The sequence below is a fragment of the Desulfamplus magnetovallimortis genome, from assembly GCF_900170035.1.
In the GTDB taxonomy this organism is placed as follows: Bacteria; Desulfobacterota; Desulfobacteria; order Desulfobacterales; family Desulfobacteraceae; genus Desulfamplus; species Desulfamplus magnetovallimortis.
On the sequence record NZ_LT828550.1, the window covers coordinates 136,814 to 160,699 of the forward strand.

Genomic DNA, 23,886 nt, shown 5'->3' on the forward strand with positions numbered 1-23,886 from the left:
TATGACAGAACACCCTGATTTTCTTGATAGTGCCCAGGAGACCCTGAAAGAAATTGTTCAACCATTTCAGAAAGAATTGAATCAGCAGCTTAAAAAGGCGGAGTTTATAAAGCTATGCATTCGCCTTGCAGGCAGGGATGACTTTCTTGGGCTTGATGAGCAGCTTAAAACAAAAATAGCCAGTGATATTGCTGAAGATGAAGCACTTGCAGGGTGTGCTGCCACATTTGAATCACTGAAAGAGTATGCCGCTGAAAAGGTTGAGCGCTATCGCCTTGAATTTATTGATGATCTCACACGCCTTTGCCAGGAAGCTGAGATTGAGATAGAGATTGATGCCAACAAATTTAGCTCAACTAAAGGGATAACCGGAACCTTTGACTTTGCAAACCGTCAAACCACCATTAACAAAAAGGTACTTAAATCCATTGATCCCAGGCGCATTGTCACTGCCATCCAGCAGCAAAAGCGCTTTTTGTATGATCGCCCATATGACCCTATCAAGTTCATTGACGGACTTTTGAAAACATACAGGGATATTTTAAAGGAAAACAGCGGGAAAATGGGGGACAAGGTGGCCATGCAGCAGTTCTATATATCACATGTGATCTCTTTGCAGAGTGCCCCTTTTCTTCTTAATATGGATAAGTCGCGTTTCAAAGGTTATACACTTGATCAGTTTTCCGTTGATCTATGGCGCTACTATCAATCTGAAGTTGAGGCTACATCCGATGGTTACAGGCTTGATTTGACAGGTGGACGCAACAAGGCATTGTGGTTGCTTGATACAAATGGTGAAGTCAAACAGATGAGCAGTATTTCGTTTGAACCTGTAAATTGATGCTCTATTGCTTATGGAAAAGCCCGTCCAAAGGGCGCTAATTTAAAGAAATTTGTCAGGTGCTGACTTCTATGTCAGCCCTGAAAATAGAGGATATGAATGATATCAAAGGAAGAAATTCAGCAACTCAAACCCTTCCAGGCACGTTCAATAATTGAAGCGCTTCGCAAAGGCAGCGTACCTGTTGAATTTGTGCCTCTTTTTACTGTGGGGCGTACTAACTGGCTTGCTTTTATTGAGGATGATCTTGAAAATTATATTGCAGAGGGAGGAGCAAAGGTTCGTTTTATAAGTGGGGATTATGGCGATGGCAAGACTCACTTTATGTCAGTAATTCAGCACCTTGCGCTTGCAAAAGACTTCGCTGTCTCTTTTGTTGTTCTGACAAGAGAGGTTCCGATTCATAAATTTGAGATTGTTTATCAGAGTATTGTAAGGGAGATCCGCGGCAATTTTGAGGGCATAGGCATAAGAAGCCTTCTTGACTCCTGGTTGACACAGCTTGAAAAGACAGATGTCAGTGACAAATCCGAAAAAGGTGAAAACGCAAGGTTTGCCCTTGGCCATCAGCTCCAGCAGATAAAAGGGATGGATATAAATTTTGCCAATGCTCTTTCAGCAATTGTTAACAACCGTTTTGCCCCTTCGGATACAGAGGATGAAGAGTCAAGGCGTGAAAGGGAGCGTGAGGTGCTTTTTCACTGGTTTGAGGGGGGCAAGGTTGCCAAAAAGGAGCTGAAGCCATTTCAGATATATGAACTTCTCAACAAGACCAACAGCAAACAGCTTTTGAACTCCCTTATTCTTTTTTTAAGGCATACAGGGCACAAGGGGATGATACTTCTCTTTGACGAGATGGAAACCGTAATTGCCCAGGGAGCATCAATACGAAATGCTGCCTATGAAAATGTCCGGCTTCTCATTGATAACAGTGACTCTTCGGCCTTTCTACACATTTTTTTCTCAATTATTCCTGATGTACTTGTTTCAGAAAAAGGCTTTAAATCCTATGATGCTCTTTGGAGCAGAGTTCGTTCAATTGGGGAGGAGAGCAGCACCCTCAATTTCAGGGGAGTGCTTGTTGACATACACAGAACGCCCTTAACTACAGAGGAACTTGTATCACTTGGCGGTATTCTCAGAGGTATTCATGGTAACTCCTATCGCTGGGATTCTGATGAGGCGGTAAAGGATAATGTTATTGAGCAGATATGTATCAACCAGAAGAGAATGGGGGTTTTAAGCGAAGTGCGTCTTTTTATAAAGCAGCTTATACGTGTTCTTGATATGGCTGAACAGGGAGAGTCCACTGACAATATGGATATGCAGAAGCAGATAGTTGAAAGCCGCCGTGAAATGGATGCGGAAAAGGTGGAGAAGCTTCAACCATCATGGGACAGTTGATCATGAACAATATTTATCATAAAAATAATTCCGGTGGTGGCAGCCCTGACTTAACAGGTGATAACTCTTTTGAAAATCTGCTTGAAAAAGCATCACCTTTTAAGTTGCGCCGGGCGGTGGAGCGCCTCAGAGAGGGGCTTTTTGATCCACTTGGAGTCAAACTGCTTTCAAGCGGGGACAACGCCCTTAACAATAATATCAAAAGCATGACAGATGCTGTTGAAAAGGGAAAACCTTCCCATCTTTGTGTCTGTGGAGCCTATGGACAGGGAAAATCCCACACACTTACATATATCCGGCACAGGGCATTGGAGGAGAATTTTGTTGTAAGCTACATTAATCTTGATCCAAGGGAGGTACCTTTTCATAATCAGAAAATGGTTTATCTCTCCCTGATGAACGGTTTGAGCTTTCCTGATGAGGTAACAGGGGAGATTTCTGTTAAGGATGACGGTATGGCTCCTGTGAATATCTGGAGAAAAAAGGTTCAGCAGTGGCTCTCTTTGGATGGAAACAGTAAAAGGGATGTTGAGGATATAATCCCTGAGAGGATTCCCCATCGTTTCAAGGCAATTCTTGCAGCCATAGCAAAGCAGACCGAAGCTGTTCCATACAGCAAGCGAAAACTTAAAAAACATGCTCGATTTAAGCCAAGGGAGTTTCCCTGGATACTTGGTAATGCATTCATGGGAAAGGATATGCCTGTGGTGGAACTTCGCAATGCAATGCGTTACCGGCAGGTGAATTTTTACCAGGATGAGAGCCTTGTGTGCAAGGATGATGATTTGTACCTTGAAGCCATACAGGGATATGCAGAGCTTTTTCAGGTCATGGGCTATAAAGGCTGGGTTCTGCTTTTTGATGAGGCTGAATCCATTATGCTCACCCGTATAATGCAGAGAAGTAAAAGTTATGCCTTTTTGCATAAAATATTTTGTCCCAAGATTCCTGCTCCTGGTTTTCTGCCGGTTTTTGCATTTACCCATGATTTTTTTACCTTTCTTAAAGATGAGGATTTTGAACGCACCCGTATAGTACGTAAAAGAAAAAGAGGGGCAAGGGTGAAAGAAGAGGTTGAGAGCCTATCTGTTTCTGGAAAAGAGAATGAGAAAGAACCCTCTGAAGGTAGTGACGAAGATCCAAGGGAAGTGCCCTGGTTTGAGAGAGATTACAGTGCTGCATGGAAAGATATCAACATTTACAGATTACGGGAACTTACCTCAAGGGAGTGGCATATTCTCATAAAAAAACTTATCCTGATACATGCCAGTGCATACAAGTGGCAGCCTGATGTGGATGCCTTAGATAAGATGATATTCTCCAGGCTTCTCAAACAGTCCGGTGCTGAATCCCGCATGAAGCTTAAGCTAATTGTCAACCTTCTTGATCTCAAGCAGCAGCATATGGTGCTTGCATCCGGTGATGCTTTACATTTTTCAAAGGTTTCTCCATGAAAAAAGGGGAACACCTCTCCCCTCTTATGCAGCTTCCAAACACCTTTCGTCCTTTTTATGGCGCCTTTCCAGGTCTTTATTCTGCCCAGCTTGAGGCCATATCACCGATTCTTGATGGCAGGGATCTGATTCTCCAGGCAGCAACCGGATCCGGTAAAAGTGAGGCTGTTCTTGCTCCATGCATTGAGAGTATAATAAGGGGCGGCAGAAAAACATCTCTTCTCTACATCATTCCAACAAGGGCACTTGCTGTTGATCTGATAAGACGTTTTGAGCCTGTTATATCAGAGAGATTAGGTTTAAATCTTGCCATCAGAACCGGAGACTTGAAACGTTCCGGTGGTAAAAGGCCGGATGTAATGTTTACCACACCTGAATCTCTCGATGTGATGCTTGGAAGTACCAATGGCGAGATAAGGGCGTTTCTGGGCAGAGTGGGATGTGTAATTATTGATGAGATACATCCTCTGATTTTCAGTTACAGGGGTGTTCACCTTGCACACCTTCTTATTCGCCTGGAGCGCCGTACAGGTAGTAAAATTCAGCGCATTGCAATGTCAGCCACAATTGCAGATGTTAACGCTCTCATTAAAGCCTTTCATTTTCGACCATTCCCTTTTACCACCCACATAACGACCTCTGTAAACCGTAAAATAGATGCAAGAATTATCCATCTGAAAAATGAAGACCGTGAGTTTACAAGATTTTTAAAGGATCTTCATGATACCTGGGGGTACAGGAAGATCCTTGTTTTTGCCAACAGCCGCGGGGCCTGTGACAGGCTTTTTGCCATTGCCAATAGAATGGGGCGCTTTAAGGGAGTATCAGAGCTTCATTACTCTAATCTGAAGCCCGGGGAGCGAAAAAATGCGGAAAATAGATTTCGCAAAGGCAATAAGGCACTATGCATTGCAACAAGTACCCTGGAGCTTGGCATTGATGTGGGAGATGTTGATGCTGTTATCTTGTATGAACCACCTGATTCGGTATCAGCGTTTCTCCAGCGCATCGGGCGTGCCAACAGAAGGGAGAACAAAGTCAACTTCTGGGGTATCTGCCGGGGCGAGCAGGCATCCATTCAGGTGGTGCGTTTTCTTGCACTGCTTCATCTTGCCCGTGGGGGAGTTGTTGAGTCGCCTTCGGCAAGAACCCTGCCAAGTGTCATGGTACAGCAGATCATTTCATGCCTTTACGAAAAGAAAATAATATCCCTTCCTGCCATTGAAGAGCTTTTTCTTTCACAAAAAAACTCTATCATGCCTTCAATAAACTCCAGTTGCAAAATAGCTATGAAGGCCATTTTTCAATCCCTTGAGAAAACAAAATGGCTGAAAAAAGCCTTTGTATCCGGACTTTTTTCCGGTGGATTTCAATATGGCAAACATCTTTCAGAGTACAGAATATGGGGCAATTTTCCGGAGACAGATGATGAGTATATTCTGGAGTTAATAAAGCATCATTCAACAAATCTTGAGGTTGACAGACCAAAGGCAATTGCTGATATCCCCCGTTCCATTGTCAATCAGATGGACGTTGGAGACAGGGTTTATATTGTTGGAAGACGCCTTCAGATTGTAAAAATAGATAGTGATGAAGATAGGAGAAGGGTTTTTGCTGTTTCAACAAATTCCTCAACAGATAAAGATATTGTCTGGTTGGGCATGGGGGCACATGTATCATTTGAAGTTGCACAAATGATGCGAACCATACTTAAAAATGATTTTTCAAATAAAGATGGATTCCCGCAAAGCCAGAGTGTTGATCTTATAGATGAACATTCGCAGAGTGTTGGTGTTATAGATGAACCTTTGCAGAGCATTTCTGTTATAGATGATCCTTCGCTTTTTTCAAGAACCCGCTCTCTTCTTGAAAGTGAGCTTAATATGCAGGAGATGGCAGTTATTCTTGATAATGGAATTGAAGTTCTTCAAGGTAAAAAGACCACCTTTTTATATTTAACCTTTCTTGGAACAGCCGGCAACATTGTCCTGGAGTGGTGCATCAGAAAATATATTGACAATAAGGATGTTTTTGTCGCTTCCAATGAAATAGGCATTGAATGTTCAAGGTTGGTGAAATTTGAAAAGCTCAAGCTTCCTGAAAGCAGGGATAGTTTAAAAAAATGGGTGGGAGACAATATTAATATTGTCAGAAATATCATCCCTTTGAATCTGTTCAGTAAATATCTTCCCCATGAGCTTCTGGCAGAAGAGGTGACTGATTTTCTTTTTCACCAAAAAGTCATTGAGCGTTTTCTCCAATATCGTTGCCATACCTCAGAGGTAGTTTCCGGAGATTTGTCAGCCATTGCAGATGGATACTCCATGAAAAGTGAAACAGATAGATACTCTCTCGATAGTGGAAAAAGAGTCGGGGACGATTATCTCAATAACCTTGAAAAGCTTGTTGAACATGGCCATGAACGGGGCATAGAACTTTCAGAATATTATCATCGTATTGTTGAGATAACTCCATCTACACCATCTCTTCTGGAGCTTGAGAAAACAAAGTGGTCAAAAATTGATATACCTTCAATTCCGGAAAAAGATCATCAAAGAATAAAAAATAATCAAGAGTTCCCGAAAACTCTCACAGCCACAATGGTGAGTGACTATTTTATTCACGCTCAGTGCAACCGACGATTATACTTTAAGTATTATCGTTGTGATGCACCGGATACAATGTTTGTAAGGTCTGATGAAGAGATAGCTCTTAGAGAATCGGCACTGGCTCGGGGGGTTTTGCATGAACAAAATGTTATGAAAGCGTTACAGGCTTCTGGTATTAATGTGTTCCGAATGCCTTCCCATAAAGATATCAGCGCTGAAGATCGTTTACAGGCTTTTCTGGAAAAAATATCTGGGCAGTCACCCCCCTTATATCTTTCTCAACCGTTTTTAAAAGTTGATTCCATATATAAAGACAGATTTGACCTCCATGCCATTGGGGTTCCTGATTTGGTTTTTGTGGATGGTGATAAACTTGAAGTAGGAGATATCAAAAGCAGTAATCATCCAAGATACCACCATAAATGGCAGGTGGCTTTTTATGCACTTCTTTTAAAGGAGATCGTTGATTTTCATGGTCTTGGCGTAAAAGTGTCATCAAGGGGATTTCTCATGACCCGACCATCAGGGAGAGATGGCGATTTCCTCTTGGGAGATGAACAGGTTAATTCTGTTTATGAAAAGCATTTTTTTGATCTTGAGCCTTTCATGGCAGCATTTCCCATGCTTCTGGAAAACTTTGACAGAACATTTTTAAGCCACCCTGAACTTGCAGAGCACAGGCTTCAGTCACACTGTACTTCATGTGAGTGGTTTGCAGGATGCTACAGCAATGCCCTTAAAAATGAAGATATCCAATTCCTGCCTGGCATCACTCATGGAGCCCTTTTGAAACTCAGAAAGATGGGGCTTTACACAATTGAAAAGGTTCATGAAAACTTTAGCCAAAGATATTGTACTATCATTAACCAGGTTGGTGATGAGAAAAATGAGCAAAATTTTGAAGTATCTGATGTCAGTATTGATTCATTTAACAAAGACATTGAAGAGATTGATATAAGGCCAGAAGAACGACCCCAGAATATTGAATTAATTGATAAAAATTTTTTTTCCACAGGAGAAATGCGGGTTCTAATCGGCAGATGTGATGCCTTTTTAAATAACCACATTCTACTTAATAAATATAGAACCAGACTCTATCCTGTTGATATTTCAGCTTATATTTTTATTCATCTGATCCAGGATAGAGTTTCGCAAAAACCTGCGGAATTGGGGTTGATTGTTCTTGATGAACATTTCAAGGTTATTGATGAAAAGTTCTGGGTTCTTGACGAGAAATTATGTGTTTTTGACGAGAAATTATGTGTTATTGATGAAAAGTCCTGGGTTATTGATGGGAAATTATGTGCTATGAAAGATCTACCTGATGAACGCAAATGTTCAACATTTCATGGGGACTATGATAGCAGAATAGCTGTGTGGCTTGAATTTTCTGATTTTGTTTCCAGGATATGTAACTCGCACATTAGCTCAGGAAAAGGGGTGTTCTTTTTTCATTTTGGAGAGCAGACAAAGCACGCTATTCTTGAATGGGGGGAGTCGGTTCTTGAATATCTCCATTCAGTCAATTGTGTTAGTTCAGTCAATTGTATCAGTTCGGTCAATCGTGTTAGTACGTTCAATCATGTTAGTTCAGATAGTTTCAAAAAACCTGAATTCTTGTGGCAAACACAGCCATCCATGTGGTGTGATCTGAAGAAATTATTTCTGACTCATTTTCATATGCCAGCTCCCGGGACTTTATCTCTTTTCACCCTTGCTCATATTTTGGGATGCAACAAAGGCATTGAAAAGCCTGAAAGTCTTTTTCATAATATCTCTTTTACATCTTCTGTTCATCGCACAGGCGATAAAAGAGCCAATAGTGATGGAGAATCAGACAATCAGGAGATAAATTTCGAGATTAAGTTGTTACTGGAAACCATGATTGAGCTTTTTAAAAAAGCAGACAAAATGGTTGAGAGCCAGTGGTTTCATGAGTGGGAGGTATCTTCTGATTCAGAGTCTGCAACGGTTGCCCGCTTTATCAGTGAGGAGAGGCGTCTTAAAGAAGAGGATATACTTGACCTTCAGGAACTCACTTTGCACGAAAGGATGGAAAAATTCAGATCCCTTGCTTATCTTCGATTCCGGAAAACCCGTATGGATGAAGAGAGAAATTCTCTGTACATTTTTAGTACCACAAAAAAAACAATGCCATCAAAATTCAGAGCCGGTGATTTTTTGAGGCTTGTATCCCATGGTATGAGAGATCTTCAGGGGGGCTTTCCTGTTATTGTTGCAGGATATGAGATGGATAGAGGCGAGATTTCCCTTAAATCAAGATCAGGCAGACTTAACCTTTGTGAAAAAACTTTATATTCACTTGAGGAGGATATTGCTGATTTTACAGAGGCCAAACTTTCACATGTTGCAGATTATGTTTTTTCAGATGCTTTGTTTCATCCTGTTCATGATCTTTTGGCAGGTAAACTGTGCAGCAGGCAGGAGAGGGAGTCAAGCCAGTGGATAGAAAAATGGATACAAAAATGCGATATTGACCTTAATTCTTATCAACAGGCAGCACTCTCTTTGCCATTTCATTACAAGGCAGTAATGATACAAGGCCCACCCGGAACAGGAAAAACACACCTTCTTGCATGGATTTTGATATCCCTTATAATGTGTGCCTTTGACAGAGGTATTCCACTAAGGATCGGGGTAAGTGCCCTGACACACCAGGCCATTGACAATGTTCTTTTAAAGGTTGCATCCCTTGTGACTCAGTGGTTGCCAGGTGATATGCCAGGAAATTTTTTTCCAGGCTCATGTATAAAATGGGGAAAATCCCCTGAAGGTAAAACTAAAGATGGGAATTCTTATTGTGAAGATAAGAGCTTTTCCGTTGAATATATGGATGATGCAGATGAGACCCTTGGCAGAACATGGAGTATTATAGGAGCCACTGGTTTTGGATTTTACAATCTTTTTAACAGCCGAAACGGAGATTTTCCGGATGCGCTTGACTGGGTTGTATTTGATGAAGCCTCACAATTGCTTTTGCCCCAGGCTCTGCTATCAATTGTTTACGCTAAAGGCAATTTTCTTTTTCTTGGGGATGTTCATCAGTTGCCGCCGGTTGTCATGGGCAGTTACGGAGAGCTTGATGACTCTCTCCTTTCAAGGCTTATGGCAATTTATCCGGATTCACATAAGGTAAGCCTTGATATAACATACCGAATGAATAAGGCCATTTGCGACTTCCCCAGCAGGATGTGGTACAAAAATATGCTTCATCCTGCACCTCTCAATGCTGATGCAGTTTTGAAGCTCAATGATTTTAATGATTCATATGAAGTTTGTGATGGGGAATTTTCAAGTCAGCTATATAAAATTCTTGACCCGGAAAAGCCTGTAGTGATTATGCTTGCAGAGCATGAAGGGTGTTCCCAGCAATGTGGATTGGAGGCTGAAATCATGGCATCTGTTGCCTGTGAGCTGATGGTTCGTTATGGAATTGAAGCTCAAAGGATAGCTTTGATATCTCCCCATAGAGCACAGAACAATGCCATTGCCGGAAGAGTTGCAGAGATGCTTGCAGGAACAGGCCTGCCCCTACCCCTTGTGGATACTGTGGAGCGGGTTCAGGGAGCGGAGCGTGATGTGATTCTGTTTGGAATCACCTCTTCCGACCCTGACCATGTGCTGAGCGAATTTTTAAACAGCCCAAATCGTTTGAATGTTGCCATGACAAGAGCAAAAAAGAAACTGATTATTACCGGCAGCAGGGCATTTTTCCATGCAATACCTGAAAGTGAGCATATGTTGGAAAGGAATCGTTGTTTTAAGGAGCTGCTCTCATATTGCAGGGAGCAGGGTGCCATTATTGAATTTTTTTGTTGATTCAATCCAGTTCGCATTCACTGGAGGAGCTGTTAATGTCAATAATGGTTTGGCCCTTTATATATTCCTGGGTTTTGTAACAATTAATATTCATAAGTTTGTTGGTAATAACGCGCATCTTTTCAAGGTGTTCAAGGATTTCCATGATATCTTTCTGAAATGAAGGGGCTTTATCATTCTCGTTTGAAATATCGTCGGCCAGAAGCTGAAGAAGGATTATGGCAGCAGTCATGGGCTGGTTCATTTCGTGGCACACAGCACCTGACATCTCAAGAACACCTTTGAGTTTTTCACTTCGGATCAACTTTGCTTCCATCTCTTTTTGCTCTGTAATATCAAAACAAGCTCCGTCAATCCATAGCAGTTTTCCCTTAGCGTCGTATTGTGCCTTTCCTCTTTCAGAAATCCATTTTATCTGTCCGTCAAGGCATTTGATTCTGTATTCAACTGTAAAAATTTCCCTTCTGGCAACGCCATTAAAAAGGGCTTTTACAACTTTTTCACGGTCTTCAGGCAGAATAATGCTGTTGAAGCTGCGTACTCTGTTATTAAGAAAGTCATCGGCTGGATAGCCACTCAGCTCTTCCACACCGCAGCTCATGAAATCCATGACAAAGCCAGCATCTTTTACAACTCTGCATCTGTATATGGCGCCTGGGATATTTTTGATCATTGATTCGTACTGCATTGCATTGTTGCAGGCAGGAGAACAAATAGATGCCGGGTCATTTTTTTTTGCCATGAATATTCCTGGTTATTGGTTAAATTTTTTCATTGTTATTGAATAATCTGTCATCTGTTCACAAGAACAATATTTTTGTATCATTTGTGGTTATTGATTAGGCATTTTTATTATTTTTGGATAATTTGTCATCTGTTAACAAGAACAACATTTTTATATCACTTAATAAAGCTAAAATCCACTTTCTTATGCACCGCTGTTAAGTGAGAATGGAGTTATATCCCCAACAAGGTAAGCACTGAAAGCTCAAATATCTTGACAGCTTTAACAGCATCATATTACAAGCACAACTATTAACATTCTTTTGTCTGCTTACGGCAGGGAACATCCACATTCTGTACAGCAGTTTTCAGAAGAATCCATGGCATATTTCATATTTGCTCCAAAGTAGTTTACGCTTTTTTGAGCCAGGCTTACCACGATATGGATAGAACTCTCTTAAAAGTGTGAAGCGGGGAATGAAGGATGCCGAATCCTTATTATATTTTTTAAACAGGAGAAAATAGATGAAAAAAATTATGACCATTCTTGTTGCATTTATGGTGGCGCTCTCATTTGCTGGAAATGGCTTTGCCAAAAATCTTACAATTGCAACAGACACCAACTTCCCTCCCTTTGAGTTCAAAGATCCAAAAACAGGTAACCATACTGGATTTGATGTTGAATTGTGGGATGCAATTGCAAAACATATCGGGATTGAATATGACCTTCAGCCCATGGATTTTAACGGTATTATTCCCGGCCTTCAGTCCGGACAGCTTGATGCAGGTATTGCAGGTATAACAATCAAGCCTGAGAGAGCCGAGGTTGTTGATTTTTCTGATCCTTACTACAATGCAGGACTTCTTCTGCTGGTCAAGGCAACCACAAATGACATTGAAAAAATTGAAGATCTTGAAGGCAAGATTGTGGCCACAAAACTTGGCACAACAAGCGAGGATTTTCTCAAGAAAAATGCAAAGGCAAAAGAGGTAAAACTTTATCCAAACAATGATGCAATGTTCATGGAGTTGATGATGGGCGGAGCAGACGCTGTTATGTTTGACTCTCCTGTTATTGCAAACTATGTACGTGAAGTTGGAAAAGATAGTGTAAAAGTTGTAGGGCCTCTTTATATGGGACAGTCTTACGGCATTGGTTTTCCAAAGGGAAGTGAGCTTGTTGGCAAGGTAAATGAGGCTCTAAAGGCACTTAAGGAAAATGGATCTTACCGTGCGCTTTATCTTAAATGGTTTAATACAGAACCCAAATAGAGATGAATCATTTATACTTTCCCTCCTCAGGTCAAGGAAGATACTGTTGATTTAAGGATCTCTTTTGGATATCCAAAGTAATAAGTAATTGGGTTTAATTAACTTACCCAAGCTCCCCATCGTAAGCCTGTAAGAAGTGGCTGGAGGTGATATTAATGGGCAAGTTATTAAAAATCAATTCCTAAAGTATTCAGGGACAAGCCTTACAGCAGCAATAGTTGGTGATCTCCTATGAGCTTAAGTCAACAAATTGTTCTGGCCAAGGAGGGAAAGTCTAACAATTAAGGAGTCATAATGCAATTTCAGTTTGACTGGTCTGCTTTTTTTGAAAGTTTTCCCATGTTGATGCGGGGAATCAAGTTTACCATTGTTATAACCATTGGAGGCCTGGTGTTTGGTTTTTTGATTGGTGCCTTTATGGGCCTTATGAAACTTGCCCGCCATGTTGTCCCCAGAACCCTTGCCATTACTTATATTGAGGCTATCCGTGGAACACCAATGCTTGTTCAGGCCATGTTTTTATACTATGGCGTGCCAATGGCAATGGGACTCAGGATACCACCATTGACTGCGGGTATTATTATTATTGCTATCAATTCAGGTGCATATATTGCAGAGATCGTCAGAGGTTCTGTGCAGTCAATTGATCCCGGACAGACTGAAGCCGGACGTTCCATAGGTCTTACACGCTCCCAGACCATGCTTTACATTGTGTGGCCCCAGGCATTTAAACGAATGATTCCACCCCTTGGCAATCAGTTTATAATAAGCCTTAAGGATACATCTCTTCTTATGGTAATAGGTGTAGGAGAACTTTTAAGAACAGGACAGGAGATTGTGGCAGTGAGTTTTAAGGCGTTTGAGGTCTATCTTGCAGTGGCTGTGGTCTATCTTGTCATGACCCTCACAATTGCCAGGGGGCTGAGGGTACTTGAAAATCACCTTGAAATGAAAACCAAACGTTAAAAAACGGTCAACAAATTTGAAACACAACCACAATCGAGGGTGTAAAAAGAATGGAATCTACGGAAATGATTAAAATTGTAAACCTTCATAAAAATTATGGTGAGCTGGAGGTTATAAAGGGAATCAATCTTGAAATAAGGGCTGGCGAAGTTGTTTGTATTATAGGCCCTTCAGGATCAGGTAAATCAACGGTACTTCGTTGTATAAACCGCCTTGAGACTCCGACCTCAGGAACCATAATCGTTGATGGCAAGGATATAATGGATTCCGAAACAGACATCAACCATGTTCGTACAGAAGCTGGCATGGTTTTCCAGCAATTTAACCTTTTCCCACATATGACAGTTCTTGATAATGTTACCATAGGCCCTGTAAAAGTAAGAAAAATATCTGTAACTGAAGCTGAGAAACTGGGGCGCTCCCTGCTTGAAAAAGTGGGGCTTGCCGACAAGGCTAAAAACTATCCGGAACAGCTTTCAGGTGGCCAGAAACAGAGGGTGGCAATTGCAAGGGCACTATCCCTTAAGCCAAAGGTGATTCTTTTTGATGAACCAACATCTGCTCTTGATCCCGAGCTTGTAGGGGAGGTTCTGGAGGTAATGAAACAGCTTGCATCAGAGGGTATGACCATGGTTGTTGTAACCCATGAAATGGGCTTTGCAAGGGATGTTGCTGACAGGGTTATTTTCATAGATAAAGGTGTGATTCAGGAAGATAATGCTCCTGATGCCTTTTTTTCCAATCCTGAAAATCCAAGATTAAGGGATTTTCTGGGTAAGGTCGCAGAACATTAAAATGGTTTTTAATACGCTTTTTCCTGTTTTTGCAATGATTCTAATGGGGAGGCTTCTTAAACTGACTGGCTTTACAGGTCAGGAATTTTTCAAAAATGCCGACAGGCTTGTCTATTATATTTTTTTCCCCTGTATGCTTTTCTGGAAGATAGGCGGTGCCAGCGCCGATGCACTTCCTGATCCTTCTTTGCCTTTTGCAGCTTTATGCGCTGTGATGCTTGTTTTTAGTATAACCACACTTTTTATCGCATTTACAGGAGTTCCTGATTTTCAGGCAGGGACATTTTCACAGAGCTGTTACCGTTTTAATACATATATAGGGCTTGCCATTGTTCTGAATGCCCAGGGTGAAGCAGGTGTTGTAACTTTTGGCATTCTGGCAGGTTTTCTTATTCCGGTTATCAATGTACTTTCCATATCAATTCTTATCTGGTTTTCCGGTAGAAACTACAGTTCAAGGGCACGCTTTGCACGATTGTTAAAAGCGTTACTCTCAAATCCCCTTATTGTGGCATGTATCAGCGGAATTATCTTTTCCCGCCTGGGTCTTTTTTTTCCACCAGCCATTGATAATTTTTTTCGCATGATATCCATGGTGACTCTTCCCCTTGCCCTTTTGTCCATCGGCAGCACTTTCTCCTTTGCTGCTGTCAGGGGCAATATCGCTTTGTCGGTTGTTTCGGCTCTTTTTAAAATGGGGATGCTTCCCCTGGCGGGTCTGCTTTTTATGATTCATTTTGGAGTTACAGGTGAATCCTTTAAAACCGGCCTGATTTTTTTCTGCCTTCCCACTTCAACGGCAATATATGTACTCTCGTCACAGATGAACAGTGACACTGAACTTGCTGCTGCATCCATTGTATTTTCAACAATGATGTCAATTTTTTCCCTTTCCATGGTGTTGAGTATCATGTAATCCCGGGTAAGATGGTTCGGGGTTTTTCTACACGACGATCAAACCTTGAAAGAACAATAGGGATACCCATATATGACAGAAATAAAACCTAAAATTCTTGTTGTTGATGATGAGAAAACAAATATCTATATATTAATGAATCTTCTATCCGATAAGTATCGAATAGCGGTTGCCAAGGATGGCAAACAGGCATTGAAAATTGCCGGTTCTGATTTTGCTCCTGATTTGATTCTGCTGGATGTCATGATGCCGGAAATGGATGGTTTTGAGGTGTGTGAGCGTCTTAAATCCAATGATTCGACAAAGGATATTCCGGTTATATTTATTACAGCACGAGACGAAGAGTGCGATGAAGCAAGAGGATTTGAAATCGGTGCTGTTGATTATCTTAGCAAGCCTTTCAGCCCTGCAATTCTCACAGCCCGTTTGCAGACTCATCTTGCCATGGCAAACCATAAGCTTTTTCTTGAAAATGAGATGAAGGAGCGAACAAAGCAGCTTTTAAAGACCCAGGATGCTTTAAGAAAAGCAATGGGCAACCTTTTGACCATAAAGGTATGCACAGGGGTTTACTGGCTTCAGGTACCGGAGGCAGATTTGCGGATCCTGTGCGGTTGTCCTGGTGAGGTTGTAAAACTTCTTATGCGTAAAGGACTAAACAACCCTGCTGTGAAAGGAGGTACAAGTTTTGAAACAGGGCCAAATACCATTCTTCTTTCTGATTTACTGATACAGAATGGAAGGTTTGCAAACCTTGCAGAATTTCCTGTTTTGCAGATGCTTTACAGGCAGGGAATGGCAATTCCGGGGCATCCTAACAACTCAGGTCGCAAGCCTCTTTTGATAGGTTCGGCAGATCAGCTTAAAGCACAGCTTGAATATATACATCGTGGCAATTACGGCCTGCTTTCAAAAAAAGAGATCATGGCGGCTGGCATTGATGAAGAGATGGCTGATATCATGATGCGTATCAAGCTCAAATTTGCCTTTGGCACCATCCGTAATCCGGATCAGCTTCTTGATACAATTGCAATTGATGAAAAAAAGAGAGAGATCAGTAATGGTGTTTTTGTTCAGCGGATTGCATTTAATCAATTCCGTTTCACCTACAGGGGAGAGTTTTCTGACATTGATCTCAATCTTCCAAGAAAGGTTTTTTACCCCTCACCATATCCTCTGCCATATTATCGTGTCCAGCGCCATTACTTTGCTGTGGTACATACAGGGGAAGGAGATGGATGGAACACAGAGCATCCAAGCATGAGCAGCCTTCTTATGTTCCAGGGTCGTATTTATCTTATTGATGCATCTCCAGGGGTCATCAATACCCTTACTGCCCTTGGAATTGACATAAGTGAAGTTGAAGGTGTTTTTCACACCCATGCCCATGATGATCACTTTGCAGGTCTGCCGGATCTGATACGCAACGACCGTCGTATGAAATACTTTGCAACTCCACTTGTTCGTTCTGCTGTTGCAAGAAAATTTACAGCTCTTATGTCCCTTGATGTGGATAAATTTGAACAGTTTTTTGAGATACATGACCTTGAGTTTGATACATGGAATCGTCTTGGTGGCCTTGAGGTGATGCCTTTTTACTCTCCTCATCCTGTGGAGACAAATCTTTTTATGTTCCGTGCCCTTGATGGAGATGGTTATAAAACATATGCACATTGGGCTGATTTATCTTCATTTGAAGTTTTGGAAGGTATGGCAGGCAATGGTGAAAACGATATCCCGCTCTCATTCATTGAAAAGGTTAAAGCTTCATATCTTTCCAGGGCAGATCTTAAAAAACTGGACGTGGGAGGGGGGCTTATACATGGGGCAGCTCGGGATTTTATTACGGATACTTCAGGACGCCTGATATTGTCCCATTGTAATAGAACTTTGACAACCGAAGAGATGGAGATAGGGTCAGAAACATCTTTTGGCGCCATTGATATCCTGATTCCAGGGGAGCAGGATCATTTTCGCCAGAGATCATTTTATTACCTCAAAGAACTTTTTCCTGAAAGTTCCAATGACGAGATCCGCATGTTGATCAACGGCAAGATGAAAGAGTACAATGCCGGTTCAATTGTTCGCCGCAATGACGATACAAGTGCATGCATTGAGATGATAATTGCAGGCAAGGTTCTTTACCTTAATGCCACTCGCTGGGTACACAACCATCTGAGGTTTGGCTCTTTTATGGGCCTTGGACAGATATTTTGCCATACCACAATGGATGACGGGATATACCGTGCATTTTCACATGCAGCAACCATTGAGATTTCACCATCTTTGTTTAAAATATTTCTGGAAAATAACGGGATTTTTGAAACACTTGGCAGAAGGCTTAAAACCATTGAATTTCTTAGAAGTACATGGCTGTTTGGCGAACAGACATCCTTTGTGTTTTTGGATAAACTATCAAAGTCAATTGAAACTTTACTGTTAAAGGATAGAGAGTTTGCTAATGTGGCCAAAGAGTCATGCCTTTGGCTTATTTATGAAGGTGTAATTGAAATGATGGATGCCCATGGGGGTAAAATAGACAAATTGGTCAAAGGAGCTTTTTTTGGAGAACACAATTATCTGGCAAATGTTGACCTTGGTTGGAGATTTCAGGCAAGAGGCGACTGTCAAATTTTATGCATACCCTGGGACAAGATTGTGGATGCTCCTATAATTCTCTGGAAGCTTCTTGAAATAAACCAAAAAAGAATACGCCTGTCATCTGTTTCCAGGGCATATGGCTGATCTTTCAATAATACTTTGAAGCTGACAAAAATATAAGAATGCTGAGTGGTGAATGAAAATTCATTAGTCATTATACCGATTTTGGCTAAGTAGCTGATTTTATTAAATTTTTCAAAATGCAACTTCCAGTAAAATCAACGGGTTATGGAAAATCCATATAATGTCTATTATTCATAAGTCACCATTCACCATTCATCATTCATAATTCATCATTTATAATTCATCATTTATAATTCATCATTTATAATTCATCATTTATAATTCATCATTTATAATTCATCATTTATAATTCATCATTTATAATTCATCATTTATCAATTTCGACCACCCGTGATCGGTCATAAAGCATTCTGACCATCTCATATTCAAATGGAGAACCTGTCATGTAGTATCTGAAAAAAACCTGGTTTCTTGAATCCACAACCTGCATTGAGCTGTATATAATTGACTCCTCTGTATTGTCCCCGAAGTTAAATGGATCAAGTATATTAAAAGCAAGGCTTTCTGTTCCTCCGCCAAGAGCATCCCTTAAATTGGAAGGCCCAAGTATCGGCAGCATTAGGTATGGCCCAGGCCCTACTCCGTAAAATCCAAGGGTCTGACCAAGATCCTCGTCATGGCGAGTAACACCATTTAGGGCTGCAACATCAAAAAGCCCAAACACACCTATTGTGGAGTTAATTGCAATTCGGTATGTTGTCTCCACAGATTTTTTCCGGTTCAACTGAAATATTGAGTTTGCAAGAGTATAGATTTCCCCAACATTATTGTAAAAATTGGAAATACAGATCTCTATAGGATCCGGCAATATCATCTGGTAGGTTCTCAGTACCGGCAGATAAACCAGTTTGTCTAACATGGCATTAAACATATACATTCTGCGGTTAATGGCTTCAAAGGGGTCACTTACATCCTTTATGACATTGGGGTTGTCAGGATTGGTGTATAGGGATGCAGGTCTTTTTACAGGATCAAGTATCTCATCTGCAACAGCATGGTGTTGAAACCATGGAAAAAAAATAGCTGAAGAAAAGAGCATAAATGCAAGCAGCAATGCAACAGGATATTTTACAATAATAGTACTGAATATTCTCAACTCCTTAAAACTCCTTTTTAGGGTCTGTTTTGTTTTAAAAAATCAATCATATTGGCTACATTTACAATATGTTCCATGTTGCCGCAGTGACCGCCGTTGGGATATATGAAAGCACGTTCCCTGAAAACCTTTTTAAAAAAATCAATTGCACCTGATTCCAGGATTATATCATCATTATTTGTTATGACTCCAATTTTAGTAGTATCTTTAAGGTATGACTCAATGCTTTCAAGGCTTGTCCTGCTTTTTAATATTTCACGTGTAAGACCCGGTGTCCGAGCTTTGAAGTAAGGGTAGAAATACTCCTCAAAATAATCAGTGAAGCTTGTATGAAAAGTCACAATTCCGTAATCGGTAAGGGAGGTAAAAGGGGTCAGTTGTTTGTTTCCAGGTACTATATAGCTGCTTTGGGTCATTACATCAGATGTAAAGATCATATTTCCTGATGATATTCTGAATGCCACGCCAATTAGTGCTGCAAGGTCTGTCTCTTTTACTGGATTGTCCTTGTACATTTCATATAGGCAATCTGGATCCGACAGGGTTATTTTATTTTTTTTGTAGTAGTCGGCAAATTGATCAAAAATAGAGTTGAAAAATGAGTTGAAATTGCTGAGGCCTCCAGGGATATTTTCATCCAGCATCTCGTCAAGGATTGAGACGGAATTGAAAAGGTTTAAAGGAGGGTTGATCATCAATACCTTCCTGAAATTGAATTTTTTTTCAGTGTCATCGAGTTTGGCAACAAATGCTGATTGTGCAGCACCAAGACTGTATCCGGCAAGATAAAAATCCGATACCTCAACTTTGCCTTTCATTTTTTCATTTATCTGCTGCCATGCCTTTTGCATTACCCTGTAAAGATCTGCTGAATCCTGCTCAATATATCCTGGTACCATGGTTTCAGAGGCAGTGACAATAAAGTTTGGATAGGTGGGAGATGAGAGTGATATCACATGAAATCCGGCATTAAAAAATATTTTCTGCAGGCTTGTCATGGTAAGGGAGTTATAGCCGGAACCTGTCCCTGCAATTGTGAATATCAGAGGGGCTTTTTTCTTATGCCATGCAAGGGAGTATTGCAGTTTGTCATGATACCAGAAGACCTTTGGAATTGTCCGGTCATTAAATATTATCAGTTCAAACTCTTTTTTTCGTATTTTATCTGGAAAAGCTTTTTTGTAAAGAGATGGTGTACCAAGAACAGTTGCTTCATAGGGGTTAACAAATGGATAGTCATAGTTCTCATCTGGTGTGATACTTGTTGAACAATATCCATTAATGGGAATAACAAGTGATACAAGAAACAGAACAGTGATAAAATATTGCATGGTATTTTTCAAATTGTTGGCTCTTTTGTATTGTTATCAAGTGAGTAATGCTGTAATTAACTCTAACAGTAAAAATGATTTTATGAAACTCAATTTTTAATATCTTTAAAAATATTGCCATACTAAAAATACCAGGAACCCCCGTTATGGAAAGTAATGTGATACAACAGGAGACACTTCCACATGGAAAGGAGAATCAACTTGTGGATTTGATAGTTGACAGGGAACGTTATAATATACTTAAAAAACTCTCTTCCACATTGCCGGATGTTGTTTTGAACCAGAGGCAATTGTGTGATTTTGAGATGCTTGTAACTGGAGCATATTCCCCTTTGACAGGTTTTATGAAGCATATCGACTATGAAACTGTACTTGATCGTATGCGCCTCTCAACAGGGGAGCTTTGGCCTGTTCCCATTTGCCTTGATGTTCCGGATTCACTTGGAGAAAGCCTTGAGGCAGGACAGTCTGTCATGTTAAGGGATCCTGAAGGATTTCTCCTTGGCATGATGAATGTTGAGGATATCTGGCCGGTTGACATGGAAAAGGAAGCAGTTGCCCTTTTTGGCACCCGTGACAGAAAACATCCAGGGGTAAACTATCTTTATACCCGATCCGGCAGGTTTTATATAGGTGGCACAATTGAAGCCATGAATCTTCCAATTCACTCTGATTTCAGGCAGTTAAGAAGGACTCCAAATGAAGTCAGGGCTATTTTCGCAAAGCTTGGCTGGAAAAGGGTTGTGGGATTCCAGACACGCCATCCCATCCACAGGCCACAGTTTGAGATGACCATTCAAGCCATGCAGAAATCAGGTGCAAATCTGCTGCTGCTTCCTGTTGCAGGTGAGACAAAACCAGGGGATTTTGACCATTTTACACGTATGAGGTGCTACAGAAAAGTCTCTTCTCACTATCCGCCTGATTCATTTCTTCTTAATCTTTTACCCATGGCAATGCGTATGGCAGGCCCAAGAGATGCACTTCTTCATCTGATTATGGGAAAAAATTTCGGGTGCACCCATTTTATTATCGGCCATGACCACTCAAGTCCTGGTATTAACAGTAATGGAACGCCATTTTATAACAGTGAGGATGCTGCCGCCCTTGCAGATGAAGCTGCTCCTGAAGTGGGGGTTAAGGTTATATCTTTCAAAAAAATGGTATATCTGCCATTTGAGGATGAGTATCGTTTTGAAGATAATGTGCCGGAAAAAAGTGAAACAATTTTTCTGTCAGGCACAGATATCAGAAAGAGGATCCGAGCAGGTAAGCATGTTCCGGAATGGGCAACTTTTCCTGAAGTGGTGGAGGAGCTTAAAAAATCCTATCCACCCCCTTCAGGCCAGGGTCTGACCATATTTCTTACAGGATTGTCCGGTGCGGGAAAATCCACCATTGCAAATGTTCTCTATGCCAAGTTCATGGAGATAGGTACAAGGCCTGTCACCCTTTTAGATGGTGATATTGTAAGAAGAAATCTTTCAAGTGAGCTTAATTTTTCCAGGGAACACAGAGATATAAATGTCAGAAGGATAGGATTTGTTGCAACTGAAATTACAAAAAACAGAGGCGTGGCAATTTGTGCGCCAATAGCACCATACAAAAAGACCAGGGCTGAAATAAGGGAATCCATTGAAGAGTATGGAGGTTTTTTTGAGGTTCATGTCTCCACACCCATTGATGAGTGTGAAAAACGTGACCGTAAAGGGATGTATGCAAGGGCAAGGGCAGGGCTTTTAAAGGGCTTCACTGGTGTGGATGATCCATATGAGATTCCTGAGAATAATGAAATCACAATTGATACGACAAATATTACACCAGATGAAGCAGCCCATGAAATTCTTCTTTTTGTGGGACAAAAAGGTTATTTGTGATTATTAATCTATATTTTTCAAATGTTTAATGAGTTTTTCAAATTAAAAAGAAAGGATGAATAATGGACGTAAATATTAAGCAGTCTGGTTCAATTAGCATTGTCAGTGTTACAGGCAGAATGGATGCAATTACAGCAGATAGTGCTACAACAGTTTTGAATGAACAGGTTCAGAGTGGCAATAAAAGCATTGTGCTTGATTTAAGTGGTGTTGACTATATGAGCAGTGCGGGACTGAGGGTTGTTCTTACAATATTGAAGGCTGCCAGAAAAGATGGTGGAGATCTTTACATTGCAGATGCTCAGAAGGGTGTGGCTGATGTCCTTGAAATTTCCGGATTTTCAAACTTGCTTAAAATATTTGATACAGTTGATGAGGCTGTTGCTGAATTCAACTCTTGATGTTTGAATGAGTTAAGTCCTCTGATAGTTGTGCAAGGTGGCATGAATCAACACAGGTCAAAATAACCCTGTCAACCTTATTGTTCCAACGGGAGAGTACGCTGGTGTGGCTGCATTAGCAGCGTTAGTAATAACTATCGCTGATATGATAGCCAAAATGGCTGATTATAACGGATTTGGGGGGGTGTCAATTATGTCAATAAAAGGATTGATTATTGGGGCTATTTAATGTGATTTTATGTAACATATAATTGTTTGTATTTCAATGTTATTGCACCCCAAATAGTAATTTGAACTCAAAATCAAGAGAAATGAGGCACGATGCAATGCAGTTATTTCAGTATATTAAATCGCCCCCCCCAAATCCGTTATAACGGCCATGGCAGAGCCATCTGCCACAACGAATCATGAAAGTCCTTTAGAGGCTTAAAAGACGGGGACTTTCTTATAAACCAGTAAGTTTCCGGTGCGGCTGGTTCCCTTGAAGTTGGTGATTCAATAGTGATACCGGCAGGCCAGTATCCTGATTTTTTCATTAAGTACCTGGTAGACAAGACGGTGTTCCCGGTCAATCCGCCGTGACCAGCAGCCGCTCAGCTCATGTTTAAGGGGTTCGGGCTTACTCGTTCCCTCAAACGGTTGGCGCTGGACTTCCTTGATGAGTTTAACGATTTTTTTGGCTTTTTTTCTGTCCTTCTCAATCCACCAGGCAAGGTCTTCAAACCCGGCCTGATCAAATTCCAAAGTCTTTACAAGCTTTATCAAAGGGGATTCCTTCCGTGCGGTTTTTAGCGTCGATCAACCGCTTTTTCATAGCAGCACTTTTAAGCAGGTAGGCGGTTTCTTTTTCTGACTCAATTTCTCTCCACAGAACAATGGGCACGATAACGCCTGTGATATTGTTCTGCTCGTCAGAAATATACTGGATATGGTTCATTGTTGTTCTCCTTCAACTGTGTGCCAGTTCTTCAAACTTATGGCGCTTTATGCAATAATTTCGCCAAAAATGTTAGAGAGGTAATGAGTTAAAAGCACAAATCCATGTAAGAAGAGGAACAAATCTGATAATATTGAATTGAGAGACACAATAATATAAGAAGGAGTTCCTCATGTCAAAAATTATGCACTATTTGGAGTTTTTAAGCCAGAATTTTCCTAAACAATTTGTAAGTTCTTTGGCATGTTTCATTTACCGCTTTACACTTTCAGGGACACATTCCCATCTGTCGGCATTCTTCCTAAAAAAAGTGTAAACTACTTTGGGGATGATATGAAAGATGCCAGTTCTTTTGAAGAATTACAAATGAACCACGCTGATCTAGGCTGCATTCATCCACAAAAATGGGCATCTTAATTGGCGAAGGTATTGAATAGCAAAGAACCTCATTGATGCTCTTGATGTAAAAACAATATCCATGAAAACAGGATTAACATAAGAAGAAGTTGTGGCTTTAAAAACAGGTTGTTCACAAAACAACCCAACATGTTGACCTGAATCGTCTTATGCCAAAGGTGGAGCATTTTAAGTTCGAGTACACCGGAAAATGACTATGATTCCATCTTAATGAGTTTGCCCTGGGTTTGCTCTGAAGAATTACTTTACATTTTTTTAGAAAG

At 40.8% G+C, this 23,886-nt stretch carries 17 protein-coding genes; 12 read left to right on the top strand and 5 right to left on the bottom strand.

The window, feature by feature from the left end; genetic code table 11:
- Position 1 precedes the first annotated feature (1 nt).
- From MTBBW1_RS17645 to MTBBW1_RS17660, 4 genes are all read left to right on the top strand, one after another.
- Complete coding sequence (locus tag MTBBW1_RS17645; protein WP_080805426.1) at positions 2-841, top strand: hypothetical protein; 840 nt, start codon at positions 2-4, stop codon at positions 839-841.
- Between the two features lie 99 nt (positions 842-940).
- A complete protein-coding gene (locus MTBBW1_RS17650) occupies positions 941-2,245 on the top strand; it encodes a BREX system ATP-binding domain-containing protein (RefSeq protein WP_080805428.1) in 1,305 nt (434 codons plus the stop codon).
- Complete coding sequence (locus MTBBW1_RS17655) at positions 2,233-3,699, top strand: BREX system ATP-binding domain-containing protein (RefSeq protein ID WP_245809455.1); 1,467 nt, start codon at positions 2,233-2,235, stop codon at positions 3,697-3,699. The genes MTBBW1_RS17650 and MTBBW1_RS17655 overlap by 13 nt, the downstream gene beginning before the upstream one ends.
- The gene (locus MTBBW1_RS17660) at positions 3,696-10,148 is read left to right on the top strand and encodes a DEAD/DEAH box helicase (RefSeq protein ID WP_080805432.1); all 6,453 of its coding nucleotides are present in this window, start codon (positions 3,696-3,698) and stop codon (positions 10,146-10,148) included. Before MTBBW1_RS17655 ends, MTBBW1_RS17660 begins: the two co-directional genes overlap by 4 nt.
- A 1-nt stretch (position 10,149) precedes the next feature.
- Here MTBBW1_RS17660 and MTBBW1_RS17665 read toward each other — a convergent pair whose 3' ends face one another.
- Positions 10,150-10,890: a PAS domain-containing protein gene (locus MTBBW1_RS17665; protein WP_080805435.1), complete on the bottom strand. Its 741-nt coding sequence runs from the start codon at positions 10,888-10,890 to the stop codon at positions 10,150-10,152.
- A gap of 506 nt (positions 10,891-11,396) precedes the next feature.
- On the opposite strand from MTBBW1_RS17665, the gene MTBBW1_RS17670 reads away from it, so the two are divergent.
- From MTBBW1_RS17670 to MTBBW1_RS17690, 5 genes are all read left to right on the top strand, one after another.
- Positions 11,397-12,143, top strand: a complete 747-nt coding sequence (locus MTBBW1_RS17670; protein WP_080805437.1) for a glutamine ABC transporter substrate-binding protein — start codon at positions 11,397-11,399, stop codon at positions 12,141-12,143.
- 294 nt (positions 12,144-12,437) lie between these two features.
- Positions 12,438-13,109, top strand: a complete 672-nt coding sequence (locus tag MTBBW1_RS17675; RefSeq protein ID WP_080805439.1) for an amino acid ABC transporter permease — start codon at positions 12,438-12,440, stop codon at positions 13,107-13,109.
- 65 nt (positions 13,110-13,174) lie between these two features.
- On the top strand, positions 13,175-13,903 hold the full coding sequence (locus tag MTBBW1_RS17680) for an amino acid ABC transporter ATP-binding protein (RefSeq protein WP_080805441.1): 729 nt from the start codon (positions 13,175-13,177) through the stop codon (positions 13,901-13,903).
- A 1-nt stretch (position 13,904) separates the two neighbouring features.
- Positions 13,905-14,819, top strand: coding sequence for an AEC family transporter (locus MTBBW1_RS17685; protein ID WP_080805443.1), 915 nt, complete (start codon positions 13,905-13,907; stop codon positions 14,817-14,819).
- Positions 14,820-14,891: 72 nt separating this feature from the next.
- On the top strand, positions 14,892-17,564 hold the full coding sequence (locus tag MTBBW1_RS17690; protein WP_080805445.1) for a response regulator: 2,673 nt from the start codon (positions 14,892-14,894) through the stop codon (positions 17,562-17,564).
- Positions 17,565-17,871: 307 nt separating this feature from the next.
- On the opposite strand, the gene MTBBW1_RS17695 is transcribed toward MTBBW1_RS17690, so the two are convergent.
- Both MTBBW1_RS17695 and MTBBW1_RS17700 read right to left on the bottom strand, forming a co-directional pair.
- Positions 17,872-18,660 carry an MlaA family lipoprotein gene (locus tag MTBBW1_RS17695; protein WP_080805447.1) on the bottom strand — a complete coding sequence of 263 codons (789 nt, stop codon included), beginning with the start codon at positions 18,658-18,660 and terminating at the stop codon, positions 17,872-17,874.
- A gap of 17 nt (positions 18,661-18,677) precedes the next feature.
- Positions 18,678-20,003 (bottom strand): hypothetical protein, encoded by a 1,326-nt coding sequence (locus MTBBW1_RS17700; RefSeq protein ID WP_080805449.1) that lies wholly within the window; start codon positions 20,001-20,003, stop codon positions 18,678-18,680.
- Between the two features lie 134 nt (positions 20,004-20,137).
- Between MTBBW1_RS17700 and MTBBW1_RS17705 the strand changes: the two genes are divergently transcribed.
- From MTBBW1_RS17705 to MTBBW1_RS30010, 3 genes are all read left to right on the top strand, one after another.
- Complete coding sequence (locus MTBBW1_RS17705) at positions 20,138-21,868, top strand: bifunctional sulfate adenylyltransferase/adenylylsulfate kinase (RefSeq protein ID WP_080805452.1); 1,731 nt, start codon at positions 20,138-20,140, stop codon at positions 21,866-21,868.
- 62 nt (positions 21,869-21,930) lie between these two features.
- The gene (locus MTBBW1_RS17710; RefSeq protein WP_080805454.1) at positions 21,931-22,269 is read left to right on the top strand and encodes an STAS domain-containing protein; all 339 of its coding nucleotides are present in this window, start codon (positions 21,931-21,933) and stop codon (positions 22,267-22,269) included.
- 106 nt (positions 22,270-22,375) lie between these two features.
- Positions 22,376-22,498, top strand: coding sequence for a hypothetical protein (locus tag MTBBW1_RS30010; RefSeq protein ID WP_281255653.1), 123 nt, complete (start codon positions 22,376-22,378; stop codon positions 22,496-22,498).
- A gap of 266 nt (positions 22,499-22,764) precedes the next feature.
- Here the strand turns inward: MTBBW1_RS30010 and MTBBW1_RS17715 are convergent, their stop codons facing one another.
- Positions 22,765-23,034, bottom strand: coding sequence for a Txe/YoeB family addiction module toxin (locus MTBBW1_RS17715; RefSeq protein ID WP_281255654.1), 270 nt, complete (start codon positions 23,032-23,034; stop codon positions 22,765-22,767).
- Positions 23,003-23,206, bottom strand: coding sequence for a prevent-host-death protein (locus MTBBW1_RS17720; protein WP_080805457.1), 204 nt, complete (start codon positions 23,204-23,206; stop codon positions 23,003-23,005). Before MTBBW1_RS17720 ends, MTBBW1_RS17715 begins: the two co-directional genes overlap by 32 nt.
- Between the last annotated feature and the right edge of the window lie 680 nt (positions 23,207-23,886).

What these genes read in the sequence shown, in the direction of transcription:
- MTBBW1_RS17645 (WP_080805426.1), top strand. Translation starts at nt 2, where the DNA reads ATGACAGAACACCCTGATTTTCTTGATAGTGCCCAGGAGACCCTGAAA.
- MTBBW1_RS17650 (WP_080805428.1), top strand. Translation starts at nt 941, where the DNA reads ATGATATCAAAGGAAGAAATTCAGCAACTCAAACCCTTCCAGGCACGT.
- MTBBW1_RS17655 (WP_245809455.1), top strand. Translation starts at nt 2,233, where the DNA reads ATGGGACAGTTGATCATGAACAATATTTATCATAAAAATAATTCCGGT.
- MTBBW1_RS17660 (WP_080805432.1), top strand. Translation starts at nt 3,696, where the DNA reads ATGAAAAAAGGGGAACACCTCTCCCCTCTTATGCAGCTTCCAAACACC.
- MTBBW1_RS17665 (WP_080805435.1), bottom strand. Translation starts at nt 10,890, where the DNA reads ATGGCAAAAAAAAATGACCCGGCATCTATTTGTTCTCCTGCCTGCAAC.
- MTBBW1_RS17670 (WP_080805437.1), top strand. Translation starts at nt 11,397, where the DNA reads ATGAAAAAAATTATGACCATTCTTGTTGCATTTATGGTGGCGCTCTCA.
- MTBBW1_RS17675 (WP_080805439.1), top strand. Translation starts at nt 12,438, where the DNA reads ATGCAATTTCAGTTTGACTGGTCTGCTTTTTTTGAAAGTTTTCCCATG.
- MTBBW1_RS17680 (WP_080805441.1), top strand. Translation starts at nt 13,175, where the DNA reads ATGATTAAAATTGTAAACCTTCATAAAAATTATGGTGAGCTGGAGGTT.
- MTBBW1_RS17685 (WP_080805443.1), top strand. Translation starts at nt 13,905, where the DNA reads ATGGTTTTTAATACGCTTTTTCCTGTTTTTGCAATGATTCTAATGGGG.
- MTBBW1_RS17690 (WP_080805445.1), top strand. Translation starts at nt 14,892, where the DNA reads ATGACAGAAATAAAACCTAAAATTCTTGTTGTTGATGATGAGAAAACA.
- MTBBW1_RS17705 (WP_080805452.1), top strand. Translation starts at nt 20,138, where the DNA reads ATGGAAAGTAATGTGATACAACAGGAGACACTTCCACATGGAAAGGAG.
- MTBBW1_RS17710 (WP_080805454.1), top strand. Translation starts at nt 21,931, where the DNA reads ATGGACGTAAATATTAAGCAGTCTGGTTCAATTAGCATTGTCAGTGTT.
- MTBBW1_RS17720 (WP_080805457.1), bottom strand. Translation starts at nt 23,206, where the DNA reads ATGAACCATATCCAGTATATTTCTGACGAGCAGAACAATATCACAGGC.